We start from the raw sequence: 15954 nt of genomic DNA, 5'->3' as shown, positions 1-15954 counted from the left end.
ACATGGTCATGCTGCGCTATGCAGTCTATCGCTTTTTCACGATGCTGCTGACCCTTCTTGTGGTGTCGGTTCTGGTATTCGTGATTATCAACCTGCCCCCGGGCGACTATCTCAGCAATCAGATCGCTGAACTGCAGGCGTCCGGACAATCGGCGGGTGTGGCCAAGGCAGAATTCCTGCGCGCGGAATATGCGCTGGATCGCCCCATGTGGGAACAATATATGATCTGGATCGGTTTCTGGCCTGGCCCGCATGGGTTCGATGGGCTGGTGCAAGGCAACTACGGCTGGTCCTTTGAATTTGACCGCCCTGTCGCAGAAATCGTGGGCGACACGCTGTGGCTGACCGTCGTGGTCAATCTGGCCGCCATCCTGTTCGTATATGCGGTGGCCTTGCCACTGGGTGTCCTTGCAGCCGCGAAGTCGCGGACCTGGATCGACTATACCTCGGCCTTTGTGGGCTATTTGGGTCTGGCAACGCCGAACTTTCTACTGGCACTAATCCTGTTTTACTATGGGCACCGCTATTTCAACCTACCAATCGGAGGCCTGATGGACCCGTCCTTTGAAGGGCTGCCAATGAGTTGGGAAAAGCTGAAATCCATCCTCGTCCATTTGATCGTACCGACCTTTGTGATCGGCACATCTGGCGCTTCGGCGATGATGCAGCGATTACGGGCGAATATGCTGGATGAGCTGGGCAAACCCTATGTGGAAACCGCCATTGCCAAAGGCATGGCCCCGTCACGGATGCTGACCAAATATCCGCTGCGTGTGGCCTTCAACCCCTTTGTCGCGGATATCGGAAACCTGCTGCCTTCGATGGTCTCCGGCTCTGTTCTGGTATCGGTTGTTCTGGGCCTTCAGACAATCGGCCCGACATTGCTGACCGCGCTGAAAACCCAGGACCAGTTCCTGTCCGCCTTCATCCTAATGTTTGTGGCTTTGCTGACACTGATCGGTACGATGATCTCTGACATTCTGCTGGTCATGCTGGACCCGCGCATCCGATATGAGGGGCGTGAAGCATGACCCAACATCCTGATGGTCGCTATGTCGACGACGCCCCATTCGATCCCGATGCCGCCCTGCAACAGCTTGAGCGCGCCGATTTGGATGCTCCGAACTGGATTCTGGTCTGGCGCAAATTCCGAACCCACAAGCTGGGCCTGATTTCCGGCGTCTTCCTATTGCTGTGCTATCTCATGCTGCCCTTTGCGGGTTTCATCGCGCCTTATGGCCCGAATGAACGTAATGACGAGCATCTCTATGCCCCGCCGCAAAGCATCAACTGGTTCCATGAGGGCGAATTCATCGGGCCTTATGTCTATTCGATGGTGGCCGAGGCGGATCTGGAGACCTTCCAGTGGAAGTTTGTCGCCGACACCGACACCCCGCGGCCAATCAAGTTTTTCTGCGAAGGGGCCGAGTACAAGCTGGCGGGTCTGATCAAGTCCGACACCCATCTGTTCTGCGCACCTGAAGACGCGACTTTGTTCCTTTGGGGGTCGGATCGTCTGGGCCGTGATGTATTCAGCCGTATCCTCTTTGGCGCCCAGCTGTCATTGACGGTGGGTCTGATCGGGATTTCAGTGTCCTTCTTTCTTGGTATCCTGTTCGGCTCGATTGCGGGATATTTTGGCGGCAGAATCGACTGGGTGATTAACCGTATAATCGAAATTCTGCGCTCACTACCTGAATTGCCCCTTTGGCTCGCGCTATCAGCGGCGGTCCCCTCGAATTGGAGCCCGGTCGCGGTATTCTTCATCATCTCGATTATCCTGGGGATTCTCGACTGGCCTGGCCTTGCGCGATCCGTTCGTGCCAAATTCCTATCGTTGCGCGAAGAAGAATATGTACGTGCAGCCGAAATGATGGGAGCAAGCTCGGGCCGGGTGATCCGCAAGCACCTGCTACCCAACTTCATGTCGCACCTGATCGCATCGGCAACCCTGTCGATCCCGGCAATGATCCTGGGCGAAACGGCGCTCAGCTTCCTTGGGCTTGGGCTGCGCGCCCCGGCCGTCAGCTGGGGTGTGATGCTGAACGATGCGCAGAACCTTGCCTCGATCGAGATCTACCCCTGGACGGCCATCCCGATGCTGCCGATCATTGTCATCGTGCTGGCATTCAACTTTCTGGGTGACGGGCTTCGTGACAGCCTGGATCCGTATCAGCAATGACACTGCTATCCGTACTGCCATCACCCGAAGGGTATCGGACAACCGGCACCGGAGCCCGACCCAGCGTGTATGCAGTCTCCGAATTGGCGACCGCCAGCTTTGCGGCTGTTGGCCAGGAACTGGCACACCTGATGGGCGCGCTGAACCTGACACAAAACCCGCCCGAGATTTTGGTCGATCACCGGTTGGCGTCTCTCTGGTACGGATATTCTTTCAAACCCGATGGCTGGGAAATGCCCAACCTCTGGGACAGCATCGCCGGTGACTACCTTGCTAATGACGGTTGGATCAGGTTGCACACGAACCTGCCTCTGCACCGTGCGGCCGCCCTGAAAGTCCTGAAGGTCAAAGGAGATCGGGACGCAGTTACAAAGGCTGTTGCAACCTTGTCGGCGGCCAGTCTTGAAAACGCTATCGTGGCCGAGGGCGGTGTCGCTGCCGCCATGCGCAGCCGTGGGGAATGGCAGGATCATCCACAGGGGCGCGCGGTTTCACGGGACCCGCTGATCGGGTGGCACAAACCCCGACAGATTAAGCTTCGCGACCGGCCACAGGCAACGGCCAAGCGCCCGCTGGCAGGTCTGCGCGTGCTTGATCTGACCCGCGTTCTGGCCGGTCCGGTTTCAACTAGAACTCTGGCCGGGTTCGGGGCAGAGGTCCTGCGCATTGATCCTCCGGGTTGGGATGAACCCGGTGTGATCCCGGACATTTCCCTGGGCAAGCGCTGCGCCTATCTTGACCTGAAATCGCCGGAAGGTGCCGAGACACTTCACGCGTTGCTGACCCAGGCGGATGTCTTCATTCACGGCTATCGCCCTGGCGCATTGGACGCGCTGGGCCTCACCCAAGCCAAACGGGACGAGATTGCCCCGAACAGAGTAGAAGTCACACTGAATGCCTATGGCTGGCAAGGTCCTTGGTCTTCGCGGCGCGGATTTGACAGCCTCGTACAGATGAGCAGCGGGATTGCCGATGCAGGTCGGGTATGGGCCGGTGCAGACAAGCCGACACCCCTGCCGGTGCAGGCGCTGGACCACGCGACTGGATATCTGATGGCTGCCGCCGTCCTGTCAGCATTGTCCGAAGCCGCGAAGGGTGCGCCGATCATGCAGGCCCGATTGTCGCTGGCACGCACGGCTGACCTGCTGACCATTCTAGGCAAGTTCGACACCAAGACAGAAATTGGCGCTTCGGTTCCTGCTGATTTCACGACCAAGACCGAAACCTCTGGATGGGGACCGGGCCACAGGTTGAAGCCCGCGCTCTCGGTTGGTCCGGCCCAGATGTCGTGGGACCTGCCCGCAAGCAAGCTGGGCACGTCGAGCGCCACCTGGTCATAGCCCTACGCCTACACCCTCGCCGGCAGCCGCGCGGTCCGGCCCAACGCTTTGGAAGGGGTCTCGTCAGAGACGCAGCCCAAAGAGGCGGGAGCGGTCCCTAGCGGTCGTCGCCTCCAGGACCGATATCGTCCAGATAATCCTCGTCGATGGCCGCATGCACTGCACCGGTCACCGCTTCGCGTTCCTGCGGTGTCAGGTTTTCGGCCTCTTTTCCGTCAGCAAGCCTGACGGTCACCTCACGATGCGCAAACTTGATCCCTTCGCGGGCAAACAATTCGCGGATATCCTGATAGACCTTCTTACGCACCAGCCACTGATCGCCCGGCTTGGTCATGAACTTGACCCGAATAATCATCGCCGAATCCTGCATTTCGATCACGCCCTGCGATTTCAACGGCTGGATAAAGTTATCCCCAATCACCGGATCGCTCAAAAGCTCTTGGCCCAAATTCTTGATGAGTTTCCGTACTTTTTCGACATCGGTGTCATAGGTCACCCGCAGGGGCAGCTTCATGATCACCCAATCACGCGAATAGTTGGTAAGAACCTTGATCTCGCCAAAGGGGATCGTATTCAGTGCGCCCAGATGGTGCCGCAACTGGAACGACCGGACCGAGATTTTCTCGACCGTCCCCTTCACATCGCCAATGTCGATATATTCGCCTTTGCGGAAGGCATCATCCATCAGGAAGAACGCGCCCGAGAAGATATCCCGGACAAGCGTTTGCGACCCGAACCCAACGGCCAGACCCACGACACCGGCACCGGCGAACAGCGGGCTGACATTGATACCCAATTCCATCAGGACAATCAGAACGATGGTCACAACAACAACCGCCAGAATTGCGCCACGGAACAATGGAAGCAGTGTCGCAAGACGGCTTTGCCCGCCTTCCCCGCCCTCGTCGCCCAGTTCAACCTCTCCACCGGCTACGTCTTCTTCCTCAGCAATCTTGGTATCAATCCAGACACGGAAGAAATGGAACAAGATGTAGCCCATGAACAGGATAACCATCACGTCCAGAGCCCGTTCAATAGGCAGGTCTTCGCTCCAGCTTGCGTCCGGATTCCAGATTACGACCAGAGCATATAACCCGACGACAAATGCCAGGATACCGGCCACACGTCGCGCCAGATCCTCATAGGTGACGATCGAGTGCTTTCTCTTTTCCGCTTGTGGGGTTTGAGGAACCTCATCCTCTTCAACACCGGCACCAGTCTCTGCGTTCAGCTCTTCAATCTGGCGATTGCGGACGAAGTAGCGTTCAAGCAGATAGTTCATCGCGCCATAGGCAATTACCACAGACATGAAGATGGCATAGCTGCTGGCAACAATCGGAATGGAATTCTCGTTCTCAAGCACCAGATCAACAGCCAGTTTGAACCAGCTGAACACGATATAAACTGCCAAGACCGGAGCCCAGGCAATCGATATCAGGCGCAAAATCCAGGATACCTGTTCCTTTGACCGCCCGCCTCGGATCGCGTTCGAGATGGCGCGCGCGTTGAACAGAATCATCAGAACATTGCCCAAGGCGCCAAACATGGTCAGGCCGCCATAGACCATCGCATAGACATTGTAGTTCAGACCAAAATCCGCAACCCAGGTAGAAAACAATACCACCGAGATATCATATGTCGCGATTGCCGAGGCCCAGACGTAAAGGCGTTTTGCCTCCCGGTCGGAAAAGGGCGGCAGCCGGTACTGACTGAGGTAAGGAGACAACACCATACGCCAAAGATCGGAAACTGTGCGTGCAAGAAAGAATGCCGTAAATATGGCGGTGGTCGTGAACTGAATCGAAAGATCTTCAGCCTCGCCAAAGATCAGATAGCCCACGATCAGGGCCATCAGCATCGCGAAGATCGTGGCCCCAACACCCATGAAAAAGCGAAAGACCAGAAAGGGCATTTTTTCGCGATAGCCCTGCGGATCTTCTTTTGACCGCGCCACCACCAGCCTTTTTGCAAGACGCTTGCCGTAGATTTCTATCGACAGCCAGCGCCCCAGAAGAAGGAAGAGTATATTCCAGCCCAACACTTCGACATAGGTCTGTATTCGGCCGTCCGGGCTGGTCTCTCGCAAAACATATTGCACTTCGAAGATCGAATACGGCAAAGCCTGCAGGCGCGACTCCATCGACTCGCGGAACTTCGAGAACCGCTCTTGCGCCTTCATCAACTGTGACCCTTCGGACATCGGGTCATGGGCGATATCGTCGTGCGTCGAGGCGGTATTGCCACCAGATGAGACAAGCTGACCGGCGCTGTCGATGACGATGACGCTTGCACCCGCTTCGGTGGCTGATCGGATCGCGTCAGCCAGATCGCTTTCCTTGTCTGCTTCGGATGTCGTGCCAGACCCCGAACCATACCCGGGTATAAGCGAAGTCTGCGCCGTCGCTTCCGACCCCAGAGATAGCATAGCCACCCAGACGAACAGGGCCATTGCAGCCAATAGGTTAAATCTCATGAATTCTCGCTTCCGGGTCGCATGTTGTCGCAGGTTACAGAAGCTTTCCGAACACTTCAATTTGTGCGCCGCTGCGGTCCCGATAAAGTGCACAGGCGTGTTCCGGGTGCAATGAGTTGGAATCGGATGTTTTCATCCGCTTCAAAACTGAATATGACGGGCTGGGCATACACTTTCGGGCAAGCAGCTAAGGTCTTTGCGCAAAAACGAAAAGGCACCTTGCGGCTTACCAGGGGAATGGCTGACGTTTTACGCAGTCCCTTCCAGTCGGCGGGTCACAAGGCCCTTTGGCAAGACGGGTGAAAGACGATAAGCTAACAGGTGCCGATGCGCGGACCGACACCAAGACACTTAAGACAGGCGAAGGCATGAGCCTAGGAAGACAAAACGATACTACTGGCCGCGCGCCACGGATCCTGTTCTACAGCCATGACACGTTCGGGCTGGGGCATCTGCGCAGGTCTCGTGCACTGGCCGCCGCAATTACGCAGGCGGATCCAACGGCATCATCCCTGATCCTGACCGGATCGCCCGTCGCTGGCCGGTTCACATTTCCGCGCAGGGTCGACCACGTGCGTCTGCCTGGCGTGACCAAACGGGCGGACGGGTCATACGCGTCTCAGACAATCGGGATGGGGATCGACGAGGTGACCGAGTTGCGATCGGGGTTGATTCAGACCGCCGTTCAGCAGTTTGACCCGGACATTCTGATCGTAGACAAAGAACCCACCGGGTTCCGCGGCGAGCTATTGCCAACACTCGAAAACCTGTTGCTCTCGCAGCGCACCAAACTGGTGCTGGGTTTGCGTGATGTTCTGGATGAACCCGAAGTTCTGGCCGCAGAGTGGGAACGGAAAGAGGCAACTGCAGCGACCGAAAGATTCTATCATGAAATCTGGGTTTACGGGCTGCGTTCGATCTATGATCCGACCAAGGGGCTGCCTCTGAATCACGCGGCCCAGTCGCGCATTCACTGGACTGGCTACTTGCGTCGTGATCTGGGGCCAATCGGTACCCCACCGGAACAGCCCTATATCTTGATTACCCCAGGTGGTGGTGGGGACGGCAAGGCGATGGTGAACCTGGTTCTTTCGGCTTACGAAAAGGACCCCGACCTGTCACCACGCGCGGTATTGGTCTATGGCCCGTTCCTGTCTGGTGATCTGCGGGACGAATTCGAAACACGTGTGGCCGCCTTGAACGGGCGTGTGACCGCCGTCGGCTTTGAATCCCAGATCGAAACGCTGTTCCACGGCGCGGCTGGCGTCGTCTGTATGGGTGGGTATAATACGTTCTGCGAGGTCCTGTCCTTTGACAAACGCGCCGTCATTGTTCCACGGACCAGTCCGCGTATGGAACAGTGGATCCGTGCCTCACGCGCCGAGGATCTAGGACTGATCCGGATGTTGGACGAGTTCCGTGACGGGCTAACAACCGATTCCATGGTCCGTGCCATTCGCGATCTACCACATCAGCCATTGCCGTCTCAGGCCATTGAACAGGGCCTGCTGGACGGGTTGGACTATGTCACCGGGCGCATTGAGGTATTGCTGAATCAGGAACAGGAACGGGCAACCGGATGACCGCAGGCGCGCCCAATCTGGCGGTGTTGGTCAAAGGGTGGCCGCGCCTGTCCGAAACGTTCATCGCGCAGGAACTTGTTGCTCTGCAAGAGGCCGGCCATCAGTTCGACATCTGGTCCCTGCGTCATCCAACCGATATGAAACGGCATCCGCTGCACGACAGGTTTCGTGGCCAGGTTCGGTACTTGCCGGAATATCTGTATCAAGAACCTCAGCGCATATGGGCTGCCAGCGAACAAGCGCAGCGTCTGCCGGGATACGGCGCGGCCTATAAGGTCTGGCGCGCTGATTTGCGCCGCGATCCCACGCACAACCGCATCCGTCGGTTCGGTCAGGCCTGCGTTCTGGCTGCGGAATTGCCCGCCAGCACACAGGTTCTCTATGCGCATTTCATGCATACGCCCTCGTCGGTCGCGCGCTATGCCGCGATCATGCGCGGCCTTCCGTGGAGCTTTTCAGCCCATGCAAAAGATATCTGGACGTCACCGGACTGGGAAAAATCGGAAAAGTTGCACTCCGACACTTACGGAGCAGCTTTTGGTGCAACCTGCACCGCGATCGGCGCCCAGCATCTGCGCAGCCTCGCCGACGATCCGGCACGGGTTGAACTGATCTATCACGGGCTGGACCTGGGCCGCTTTCCAGCCCCGCCGGAACGCGGCTTACGCCCCGCTGACAGCCCTTTTCATATGCTGTCCGTTGGGAGGTTGGTCGAAAAGAAAGGCTTCGATCGCCTGATTGATGCACTCGCCATGCTGCCGGACGATCTTGACTGGCACTGGACGCATATCGGCGGAGGAAGCCTGAGTGATACTTTGCAGAACCGGGCCGCATCGGCCGGGTTGTCCGGGCGCATCACCTGGAAAGGGGCCTGTGACCAACCTGAGGTCATCGCCGCGATGCGCACAGCAGACCTGTTTGTTCTGCCCAGCCGGATTGCCACAGATGGGGACCGGGATGGCTTGCCCAATGTGTTGATGGAAGCCGCCTCGCAATATCTGCCGATCCTGTCGACCCCCGTTTCTGCGATTCCTGAGTTTATCGAGACAGGCACGCATGGCGTCCTGACGGATGACGATCCGGTCGCGCTGGCAAATGCGATTGCACAGCTGGCGGCCAACCCCGCGCAGGCTGCTGGTATGGCGGGCGCTGCCTATGATCGCCTGATCGCCGACTTCCGCATGGACCCGGGCATAGCGCTTTTGTCTGCCAGGTTAAGCGCGCTGGGCGCGCATAAGAGCTGATGCCGCGCATCGCCTTCTATGCCCCGATGAAATCCCCCAACAGCCCGGTGCCGTCGGGGGACCGGGAAATGGCACGAAATCTTCTTCTTGCAATCCAAGCCCGAGGGGATGCGGTGGATCTGGCCTCGGACCTGCGCGTATTCGACAAGCACGGCGACAAAGAGGTCCAGGCCAAGCTGCGCCATGAGGCTGATGCCGAGGTGCTGCGCCTGACCTGCGACCTGCCTGCTGACACTGCACTATGGGTGACCTATCACAATTATTACAAGGCCCCTGATCTGATTGGGCCCCGTGTAAGTACGGCGCGAAACATACCCTATGTTCAGCTTGAAAGCACCCGTGCCTACAGCCGCCTTCAGGGGCCATGGTTAGGGTTTGCCCAAGCGGCCCATCAGGCCTGCGACGCGGCCCGGGTGATCTTTTATCACACCGCCAATGACCTCATCACGCTGGAACGCGAGCAGTTTGGAAATCAGGCGCTTGTCGAGCTTCCGCCGTTTCTTCCCGCCTCCTCACTGCCGCAGGCCTCTAGCTGCGATGGCCCGATGCTGGCCGTGGGCATGATGCGACACGGCGACAAGCTGGCCTCTTACCGGGTGCTTGAACAGGCACTGCGCCACCTGCAGGGCGATTGGTCCCTGTCTATTGCGGGCGATGGTCCCGCCCGCGCCGAAATCGAAGCGCTGATGGCCAAGTTTGGCACGAAAGTCCGGTTTCTGGGGCAGCTTGATCGCGACGCGCTGCGCAAGGCTTATGCTACCGCATCCCTGATGGTCTGGCCCGGAGTGAATGAGGCCTATGGCATGATCTATCTAGAGGCTCAGGCACATGGTATCCCCGTGGTCGCGCAAGACAGGCCGGGCGTCCGGGATGTGCTTATGCCGTCCGACTATCCTTCGGTTGCTGAAGGGGCCAAGGGGCTGGCCGCAAGGCTGCGCACTCTTCTGGACAATCCGGCACTGCGGTCTTCTCAAGGCAGCCAATCGGCCGCATATATAGCCGCGCGCCACCTGATGCCCGATGCAACTGATCGGTTCTGGACGGCTGTTGATCCTTTGCTGGAGGCATCCACATGAGCAAGCTCGCCCTATTGCGCCACGGGCATACGGCGTGGAACCGCGCCGGGCGCATTCAGGGGCGCAGCGATATTCCATTAGATGAACAGGCACTGACAGAACTGGCATGCTATTCCCTGCCCTCCCCTTGGGATCAGGCTATGGTCTGGTCCAGTCCCTTGGCGCGTGCGGCCCAGACGGCACAACTGGTTTCAGGGCGCGAACCGTTGAAGTCCGAGGCCCTCATGGAAATGAACTGGGGCGCTTGGGAGGGGCAGCACGGCACCGATCTCATTGCCGATCCCGCAAGCGGTTATCGCCATATCGAGGATTGGGGTTGGGATTTCCTACCCCCCGGAGGTGAAAGCCCCGCCGAAATCTGGCAGCGGCTGGAACCTTGGCTTGCCAGTCTTGGTGAAAATACCGTAGCCGTTTGCCATATCGGTATCATGCGGGTCATTCTGGCCCGCGCCTGGGGATGGGATTTTGACGGCCCCGCCCCCTTTAAGATCAAGCGCAACCGCCTCTATATCGTGGACATGGAGTCCATGCGCCCCGAAACTGACCCTATCCGTTTGATCCGGCAGGAGACCCGCATATGAGGGTGATGATCGTTGTGACCCATCTGCTGGGCACCGGACATCTGAGCCGCGCGCTTACATTGGGCCGGGCCTTTGCCGCAGAGGGTCACAAGGTATTGCTGGTCTCAGGTGGAATGCCCGCGCCGCAGCTGGACCATACCGGGATCGACTTGCTAGGGCTGCCGCCACTGCGCTCGGACGGCACCAATTTTACGCGGTTGCTGACGCAAACGGATGAGGTCGCAGATGCTGCCTATTTCGACGCTCGCAAGGTTGCCCTGACAGAGGCGCTGCGGAGCTTTGCTCCGGATGTATTGATAACCGAGCTTTACCCCTTTGGCCGCAGATCCCTGGCGGATGAGTTTGACGCCCTGTTGGATGCTGCCCACGCACAGCACCCGCGCCCGGTTATTTTGGGATCTGTCAGGGACATACTGGCGCCCCCATCCAAACCTGCCAAAGCCCAGCGCACCGTGGAAATCATTCTTGACCTCTTTGACGGTGTCCTTGTCCATTCAGACCAGAACATGATCCCGCTGGATGTAAGCTGGCCAGTCTCGGAACGTCTGGCGCATCGCCTGTTCTATACCGGGTTCGTGGCCCCTACGGCACCGACCCCGCATCCCGAAGGGATTGGTAAAGGTGAGATTCTGGTAAGCGCTGGCGGTGGGTCGGTGGGCGAACCTATCTTTCAGGCGGCCATCGAGGCCGCACCAAAGATGCCCAACAGGCGCTGGCGCCTGTTGGTAGGCGGGCTGGACTCCGCAGCACGCATAGAACGCCTGACAGCAGGTGTTGGCGACGCCCCTGTCACGCTGGAACCGGTGCGTCCGGACTTTCGACAGATGCTGCCCTTGGCCGCCGCGTCGGTCAGCATGTGCGGCTACAACACTGCGTTGGACATCCTGCAGTCTGGCGTACCCTCGGTTTTCATACCCTTCGACGACGGAAGCGAAGTCGAGCAGACCTTGCGCGGCCAAAGCCTGTCGAAGCTGAGCGCAATAGACGTATTGCCAAGCGACCAGTTGACCGGTGAAACCCTCGCGAAGGCTGTCGAGGCCGTCCTGGCGGCCCCCGCACGGCCAATCGCCGGTCAGGGTTTTGACGGGGCTGCAAAATCTGTCGAGATTGTACAATCACTTTTGGATCACGCCCATGACCGGTGATTGGCACCCCCTGATGACCGAGCTTGATCTGTGGCGGCGGGACGGGCTGTCTCTGCCGCTGTGGTGGAGGGATGATGACGCGGTCTGTGTCACGCCACAGTTGGAACGTTTGGAGGCGCTGTCCGCATCACTGGAACTGCCGGTTCATCTGGCGATTATTCCGCGTGACGCAGATGAAGATCTGGTTACCCATGTCGAAGGCTCGCCCGCATTGATACCGGTGGTCCATGGCTGGGCCCATCAAAACCACGCTCCGACAAACGAGAAGAAATCAGAGTTTCGACTGCATCGCCCCTTTCAGGACATCCGCAACGATGCACGGGCCGGGCTGACCCGGTTACAGAGCCTGTTCCCAGACAAGCTGTGCCCTATGTTTGTGCCACCCTGGAACCGGATCGCGTCAGAGATGGTTCAGGAATTGCCGGGCCTGGGATATCGCATCCTGTCCACCGCCACCCCCCGAAAGGCAAAGATGGCGGCACCTGGCCTTATGCAGGTCAACACGCATCTGGACCCGATCGACTGGCGCGGGTCACGGGGGTTGGCCCCTCGGGACAAGCTGATCGCTCAGGCCACAGATCTGCTGCGGGACAGGCGCGAAGGGCCTGCGGACAATACCGAGCCGTTTGGGATCCTGACGCATCACCTGGTGCATGACGAGGAAATCTGGTCCTTTACGCAGGACCTTCTGACGCGGTTTCTGAATGGTCCGGCGACCGTCTGGACCGCCCCAAAAAACGATAAATCACGGAGACCCGAATGAGCCGATTGGATTCAATGCTGCGCCGCCTGACGGCCCAACGCGACGGGCTGAACTGGGCGGTTGATCAGATTACAGATACGAGCGGCGATATACTGGACATGGGTTTGGGGAATGGCCGCACCTATGATCACCTACGTGAAATTCTACCAGACCGGCGCATCTGGGTCATGGACAGGGTTTTACAGTGCCACCCGTCGAGCACCCCTCCGGCCGAGGATTTTCTGCAGGGCGAAGCGGTTCCTATGTTAAAGAAACTAGCAGCCGGTGGCCCAAAAATAGCATTGGCACATTACGATTTCGGGCGCGGTATCAAGCAGGATGACGTGGCAGAGGCGGCAATGCTCAGCCCGTTGATCGCTCAGGTCATGCTGCCCGGTGGGCTGCTGATATCCGGCCAACCACTGGTTGGGTTTCAACAGATCACCGGACCGGAGACCATCGCACCCGACCGATACCTTTTTTACAGGGCCTGATCAGGCCACACGTCGCCCTCGCGACCACACTCCGTTCAGGGCAGGCGCGCCTTCACGCATCCGGAACCGTATGACGTCGGCGCGTGCGCCTGCGCGCAGCTCGCCACGGTCTTCCAGCCCGACCACCTGCGCCGGGGACATCGTTACGGTCCGCAGTCCACGGGCCATGTTGCCCCACATCTCGCCCAGCCGTGCCGCCGACAGCAACAACGCGGCCGGCACATAGTCCGAAGACAGAATATCCAGATGTCCCAGCTCGGCCAGTTCTTTGGCGGCCACATTCCCCGAATGTGACCCGCCCCGGATTACATTTGGCGCCCCCATCATCACCTTGATCCCGTGATCGTGGCAAGCCCGCGCCGCTTCGACGGTAGTGGGGAATTCGGCCAGCCGGATACCGTGGCCCGCTGACACATGTACTTGTTCCTGGGTGGTGTCGTCATGGCTGGCCAGCATGGCCCCAAAACGTTTGGCCGCCTTTACGGTTTCCACCTCGTGCTTTTCGCCGTTCCTGTCCCGCATCGCCTTGAGGTCCGCGACATGCTGCTGGAATTCCTTGCCCTCCAACCCCAGCTTTCCTTTCAGATAGCTTTCGAGCTTTGAGATATCGCGGAATTGACGCTGACCGGGCGTGTGGTCCATCAGTGACACCAGCCCGACACGGTCCTCGAGGCCGAATTCATCCAGTTCTTCGACCAGCGTTTCTGAACACAACTCGGCCCGCAAATGCAGGAAATGGCTGATTTTTAAGGCGTCTTGCTCTCGTAACTGCCACAGCTCGCGGGACAGGCCACGTGCGTATTTGTTGTATCGCGGACCAGTCGGGATCGACCCGACGCGCATCGCATCGAACACGGTTGTGATGCCCGTGCTGGCCAGTTCGGCGTCATGGGCAAGAATTGCCGCCGCATGGGGCCAGTCGACCTTGGGGCGGGGCTGGATATGACGTTCCAGATTGTCTGTGTGCAGCTCGACCAGACCGGGGCTGACATAGTCACCCTCACAATCGATTGCACCGCTTGGAACCGCCGCGCCTGTATCGATCTCGGTGATGCTGTCGCCCTGAACCCGGACGCTGCCGTTAATGGTTTCGTCGGGCAGGATCAGCGTGGCATTGGCAAGGATCAATTCTTCTGTCATCTGAACTTCACACAGTTTGAGGTATTGGAAGGCCACGCAATAGGAGGCCAATGTGACATTCACGCGATACGCGATCTATTTTGCGCCACCCGCCACGGCGGAGTGGACGCAATTCGCAACCCGTTGGCTGGGCTGGGACATGGAGGCTGGCACCGAGGTCGCCCATCCTGGGCTGGATGGTGTGGATGTTGCAGCGGTTACGGAGGTACCGCGAAAATACGGGCTGCACGCGACCATGAAACCCCCGTTCCGCCTGCGCGAGGGGCAATCCGTCACAGCGTTGCAAGAGGCCTGCGCCACCCTTGCTGCCAGCCAATGCGCAATCATGATGGAAGGTCTTGAGATTGCCCGCCTTGGCCGGTTTCTTGCCCTGCGACCACTGGGCGACACAGCCGCGCTGAACGCGTTGGCCGCCGCCTGTGTTCAAGAGCTTGATATGTTCCGGTCCCCACCGTCGGCGGCTGAACTTGAACATCGCCGCGCCTCCAGACTGACACCGGATCAGGACGCCAACCTGGTCAAATGGGGATACCCTTATGTGCTGAACGCGTTTCGGTTTCACATCACCCTGAGCGGCAGGTTGGGCAAGCCCGTGCTTGCTTCGGTCCAGCGCACCCTGGAAAACCATCTGGGGCCGCTTTTGCCAAAACCCTTTCGAATTGCGGATCTGGCCCTGATGGGCGAGGCCGAGGATGGACGGTTTCACCTGATCCATCGCTATGCGCTTTCCAACTGAAGGCGGGACAAAATTTTGGCCACCGTATCCTGCAGAGCACCAGAATTGTCGACCTCGATCACCCGGACCAGCCCCTTAGGCAAAGGGGTCTTGGCCTGGCCCAACCGACGCGCCTGTTCGCTGTCACTTTCGCGCCCGCGCAATGACAAGCGTTGCTCTAGAACGCTCGCGTCTGCAGTCAACGAGATAACAATCAGGTCGCCAAAGATCTCTTGCGCCTGCAACAACACAGCACGCGACAGGTTGACCAGAACTGCCTCCGCCACCTGACGTTGCTGCGCGATCTCTTTCGGCACACCATAGAGCAACCCATGTGCATGCCAGCTGAGCGCGAATGCGCCCTCACCTTCCATCTGTCGAAACGCGTCATCTGTGACCCGTCTGAAATCTTCCCCCGCTTCGCCTTCGGGGCGGGTGACGACACGGCGCAGCCGCTGGATACCTTTTGCGCGGGCTTCCAACGCCTCAATCACACTGTCTTTGCCGACACCTGACGGACCGACAACCGCTATGACCGGGGCAAGCGTCATGCCGCAATTCCCGGCGTGAATTGCGAAACGTTGATCTCGCGATCGCAAACCTGCTTCCGCCCGTCAACATCATGGAAGATGCCGATAATCGCCGTTCCGCGCTCTTTCGCCTCAAGGATCAGGGACAGGACGGTTTCGCGATTCAGCGCATCCAAACTGGCTGTGGGTTCATCCAGCAGCATGGCCGGGTATTCATGGGCAAAGCCGCGCGCGATGTTCACGCGCTGCTGTTCGCCGCCCGAAAAAGTCGTCGGACTAAGGGGCCAGAGCCGTTCAGGAATATTCAGACGCTCGAGCAGACCCGCAGCCTTGTCCAGTGCCTTCTGTTTATCGCAACCAACGGCAAGAAGCGGCTCGGCCACGACCTCAAGCGTCGGCACTCTGGGCACAACACGCAGGAACTGGCTGACATAGCCCAGCGTTTCGCGCCGCAGGGTCAAGATCTCGCGCGGTTCAGCCTTGGCAACGTCTAAACCACCGACCAGAACCTGGCCCGAGGCAGCCAGATAGTTGCCATAGATCACCCGCATCAAGGTGGATTTACCTGCCCCCGACGCGCCGGTCAGCGCCACACACTCACCCGGTTCAACCCTGAGCGTAGCGCCCTGCATGACCGGGATCACCGCGCTCCCCTGATTGTGCAGGGTAAAGCTTTTGCTGACATTGTTCAGTTCAATCATTGTCCCGG

The 15954-nt window shown here is 58.8% G+C and carries 15 protein-coding genes; 11 read left to right on the top strand and 4 right to left on the bottom strand.

Going from position 1 to position 15954, the window contains the following annotated elements; genetic code table 11:
- The first annotated feature begins 2 nt into the window (after positions 1-2).
- The 3 genes from FN806_RS17100 to FN806_RS17090 are packed head-to-tail and all read left to right on the top strand — an operon-like array spanning position 3 to position 3522.
- Positions 3-1031, top strand: coding sequence for an ABC transporter permease (locus tag FN806_RS17100; RefSeq protein WP_142639375.1), 1029 nt, complete (start codon positions 3-5; stop codon positions 1029-1031).
- Positions 1028-2182, top strand: coding sequence for an ABC transporter permease (locus FN806_RS17095; protein ID WP_142639373.1), 1155 nt, complete (start codon positions 1028-1030; stop codon positions 2180-2182). Before FN806_RS17100 ends, FN806_RS17095 begins: the two co-directional genes overlap by 4 nt.
- Complete coding sequence (locus FN806_RS17090) at positions 2179-3522, top strand: CoA transferase (RefSeq protein ID WP_142639372.1); 1344 nt, start codon at positions 2179-2181, stop codon at positions 3520-3522. The genes FN806_RS17095 and FN806_RS17090 overlap by 4 nt, the downstream gene beginning before the upstream one ends.
- Before the next feature lie 97 nt (positions 3523-3619).
- Here the strand turns inward: FN806_RS17090 and FN806_RS17085 are convergent, their stop codons facing one another.
- Entirely contained in the window at positions 3620-5995 is a 2376-nt protein-coding gene (locus tag FN806_RS17085) for a mechanosensitive ion channel family protein (protein ID WP_142639369.1), read from the bottom strand.
- A 368-nt stretch (positions 5996-6363) separates the two neighbouring features.
- Here FN806_RS17085 and FN806_RS17080 point away from each other — a divergent pair, with 368 nt between their 5' ends.
- The 7 genes from FN806_RS17080 to FN806_RS17050 are packed head-to-tail and all read left to right on the top strand — an operon-like array spanning position 6364 to position 12860.
- Positions 6364-7578: a glycosyltransferase family protein gene (locus FN806_RS17080; protein ID WP_185956733.1), complete on the top strand. Its 1215-nt coding sequence runs from the start codon at positions 6364-6366 to the stop codon at positions 7576-7578.
- The gene (locus tag FN806_RS17075) at positions 7575-8822 is read left to right on the top strand and encodes a glycosyltransferase (RefSeq protein WP_142639367.1); all 1248 of its coding nucleotides are present in this window, start codon (positions 7575-7577) and stop codon (positions 8820-8822) included. Before FN806_RS17080 ends, FN806_RS17075 begins: the two co-directional genes overlap by 4 nt.
- The gene (locus FN806_RS17070) at positions 8822-9898 is read left to right on the top strand and encodes a glycosyltransferase family 4 protein (protein ID WP_142639365.1); all 1077 of its coding nucleotides are present in this window, start codon (positions 8822-8824) and stop codon (positions 9896-9898) included. Before FN806_RS17075 ends, FN806_RS17070 begins: the two co-directional genes overlap by 1 nt.
- On the top strand, positions 9895-10479 hold the full coding sequence (locus FN806_RS17065; protein ID WP_142639363.1) for a histidine phosphatase family protein: 585 nt from the start codon (positions 9895-9897) through the stop codon (positions 10477-10479). The genes FN806_RS17070 and FN806_RS17065 overlap by 4 nt, the downstream gene beginning before the upstream one ends.
- The gene (locus tag FN806_RS17060) at positions 10476-11624 is read left to right on the top strand and encodes a glycosyltransferase family protein (protein ID WP_142639361.1); all 1149 of its coding nucleotides are present in this window, start codon (positions 10476-10478) and stop codon (positions 11622-11624) included. The genes FN806_RS17065 and FN806_RS17060 overlap by 4 nt, the downstream gene beginning before the upstream one ends.
- Positions 11614-12387, top strand: coding sequence for a polysaccharide deacetylase family protein (locus FN806_RS17055; protein ID WP_142639359.1), 774 nt, complete (start codon positions 11614-11616; stop codon positions 12385-12387). Before FN806_RS17060 ends, FN806_RS17055 begins: the two co-directional genes overlap by 11 nt.
- Positions 12384-12860 carry a class I SAM-dependent methyltransferase gene (locus tag FN806_RS17050; protein ID WP_142639357.1) on the top strand — a complete coding sequence of 159 codons (477 nt, stop codon included), beginning with the start codon at positions 12384-12386 and terminating at the stop codon, positions 12858-12860. The genes FN806_RS17055 and FN806_RS17050 overlap by 4 nt, the downstream gene beginning before the upstream one ends.
- Here FN806_RS17050 and FN806_RS17045 read toward each other — a convergent pair whose 3' ends face one another.
- Positions 12861-14000 (bottom strand): alpha-D-ribose 1-methylphosphonate 5-triphosphate diphosphatase, encoded by a 1140-nt coding sequence (locus FN806_RS17045; protein WP_142639355.1) that lies wholly within the window; start codon positions 13998-14000, stop codon positions 12861-12863.
- A 52-nt stretch (positions 14001-14052) separates the two neighbouring features.
- Between FN806_RS17045 and FN806_RS17040 the strand changes: the two genes are divergently transcribed.
- Entirely contained in the window at positions 14053-14736 is a 684-nt protein-coding gene (locus FN806_RS17040; RefSeq protein ID WP_142639353.1) for a DUF1045 domain-containing protein, read from the top strand.
- Here FN806_RS17040 and FN806_RS17035 read toward each other — a convergent pair.
- Both FN806_RS17035 and phnL read right to left on the bottom strand, forming a co-directional pair.
- Positions 14718-15266 (bottom strand): phosphonate metabolism protein/1,5-bisphosphokinase (PRPP-forming) PhnN, encoded by a 549-nt coding sequence (locus FN806_RS17035; protein WP_142639351.1) that lies wholly within the window; start codon positions 15264-15266, stop codon positions 14718-14720. The genes FN806_RS17040 and FN806_RS17035 overlap by 19 nt on opposite strands.
- A complete protein-coding gene (gene phnL, locus FN806_RS17030; RefSeq protein WP_142639349.1) occupies positions 15263-15946 on the bottom strand; it encodes a phosphonate C-P lyase system protein PhnL in 684 nt (227 codons plus the stop codon). Before phnL ends, FN806_RS17035 begins: the two co-directional genes overlap by 4 nt.
- Positions 15947-15954: the final 8 nt, after the last annotated feature.

The sequence above is a fragment of the Ruegeria faecimaris genome (assembly GCF_900182615.1).
Classification (GTDB): Bacteria; Pseudomonadota; Alphaproteobacteria; order Rhodobacterales; family Rhodobacteraceae; genus Ruegeria; species Ruegeria faecimaris.
Note: the sequence above shows the minus strand (reverse complement) of the source record. Positions and strands in the feature narration are given on the sequence as shown.

Bases quoted from the DNA above. Each gene is read 5' to 3' on its own strand.
- FN806_RS17045 (WP_142639355.1), bottom strand. From the start codon at position 14,000: ATGACAGAAGAATTGATCCTTGCCAATGCCACGCTGATCCTGCCCGAC.
- FN806_RS17070 (WP_142639365.1), top strand. From the start codon at position 8,822: ATGCCGCGCATCGCCTTCTATGCCCCGATGAAATCCCCCAACAGCCCG.
- phnL (WP_142639349.1), bottom strand. From the start codon at position 15,946: ATGATTGAACTGAACAATGTCAGCAAAAGCTTTACCCTGCACAATCAG.
- FN806_RS17085 (WP_142639369.1), bottom strand. From the start codon at position 5,995: ATGAGATTTAACCTATTGGCTGCAATGGCCCTGTTCGTCTGGGTGGCT.
- FN806_RS17095 (WP_142639373.1), top strand. From the start codon at position 1,028: ATGACCCAACATCCTGATGGTCGCTATGTCGACGACGCCCCATTCGAT.
- FN806_RS17075 (WP_142639367.1), top strand. From the start codon at position 7,575: ATGACCGCAGGCGCGCCCAATCTGGCGGTGTTGGTCAAAGGGTGGCCG.
- FN806_RS17050 (WP_142639357.1), top strand. From the start codon at position 12,384: ATGAGCCGATTGGATTCAATGCTGCGCCGCCTGACGGCCCAACGCGAC.
- FN806_RS17090 (WP_142639372.1), top strand. From the start codon at position 2,179: ATGACACTGCTATCCGTACTGCCATCACCCGAAGGGTATCGGACAACC.
- FN806_RS17065 (WP_142639363.1), top strand. From the start codon at position 9,895: ATGAGCAAGCTCGCCCTATTGCGCCACGGGCATACGGCGTGGAACCGC.
- FN806_RS17100 (WP_142639375.1), top strand. From the start codon at position 3: ATGGTCATGCTGCGCTATGCAGTCTATCGCTTTTTCACGATGCTGCTG.
- FN806_RS17035 (WP_142639351.1), bottom strand. From the start codon at position 15,266: ATGACGCTTGCCCCGGTCATAGCGGTTGTCGGTCCGTCAGGTGTCGGC.
- FN806_RS17080 (WP_185956733.1), top strand. From the start codon at position 6,364: ATGAGCCTAGGAAGACAAAACGATACTACTGGCCGCGCGCCACGGATC.
- FN806_RS17060 (WP_142639361.1), top strand. From the start codon at position 10,476: ATGAGGGTGATGATCGTTGTGACCCATCTGCTGGGCACCGGACATCTG.
- FN806_RS17055 (WP_142639359.1), top strand. From the start codon at position 11,614: ATGACCGGTGATTGGCACCCCCTGATGACCGAGCTTGATCTGTGGCGG.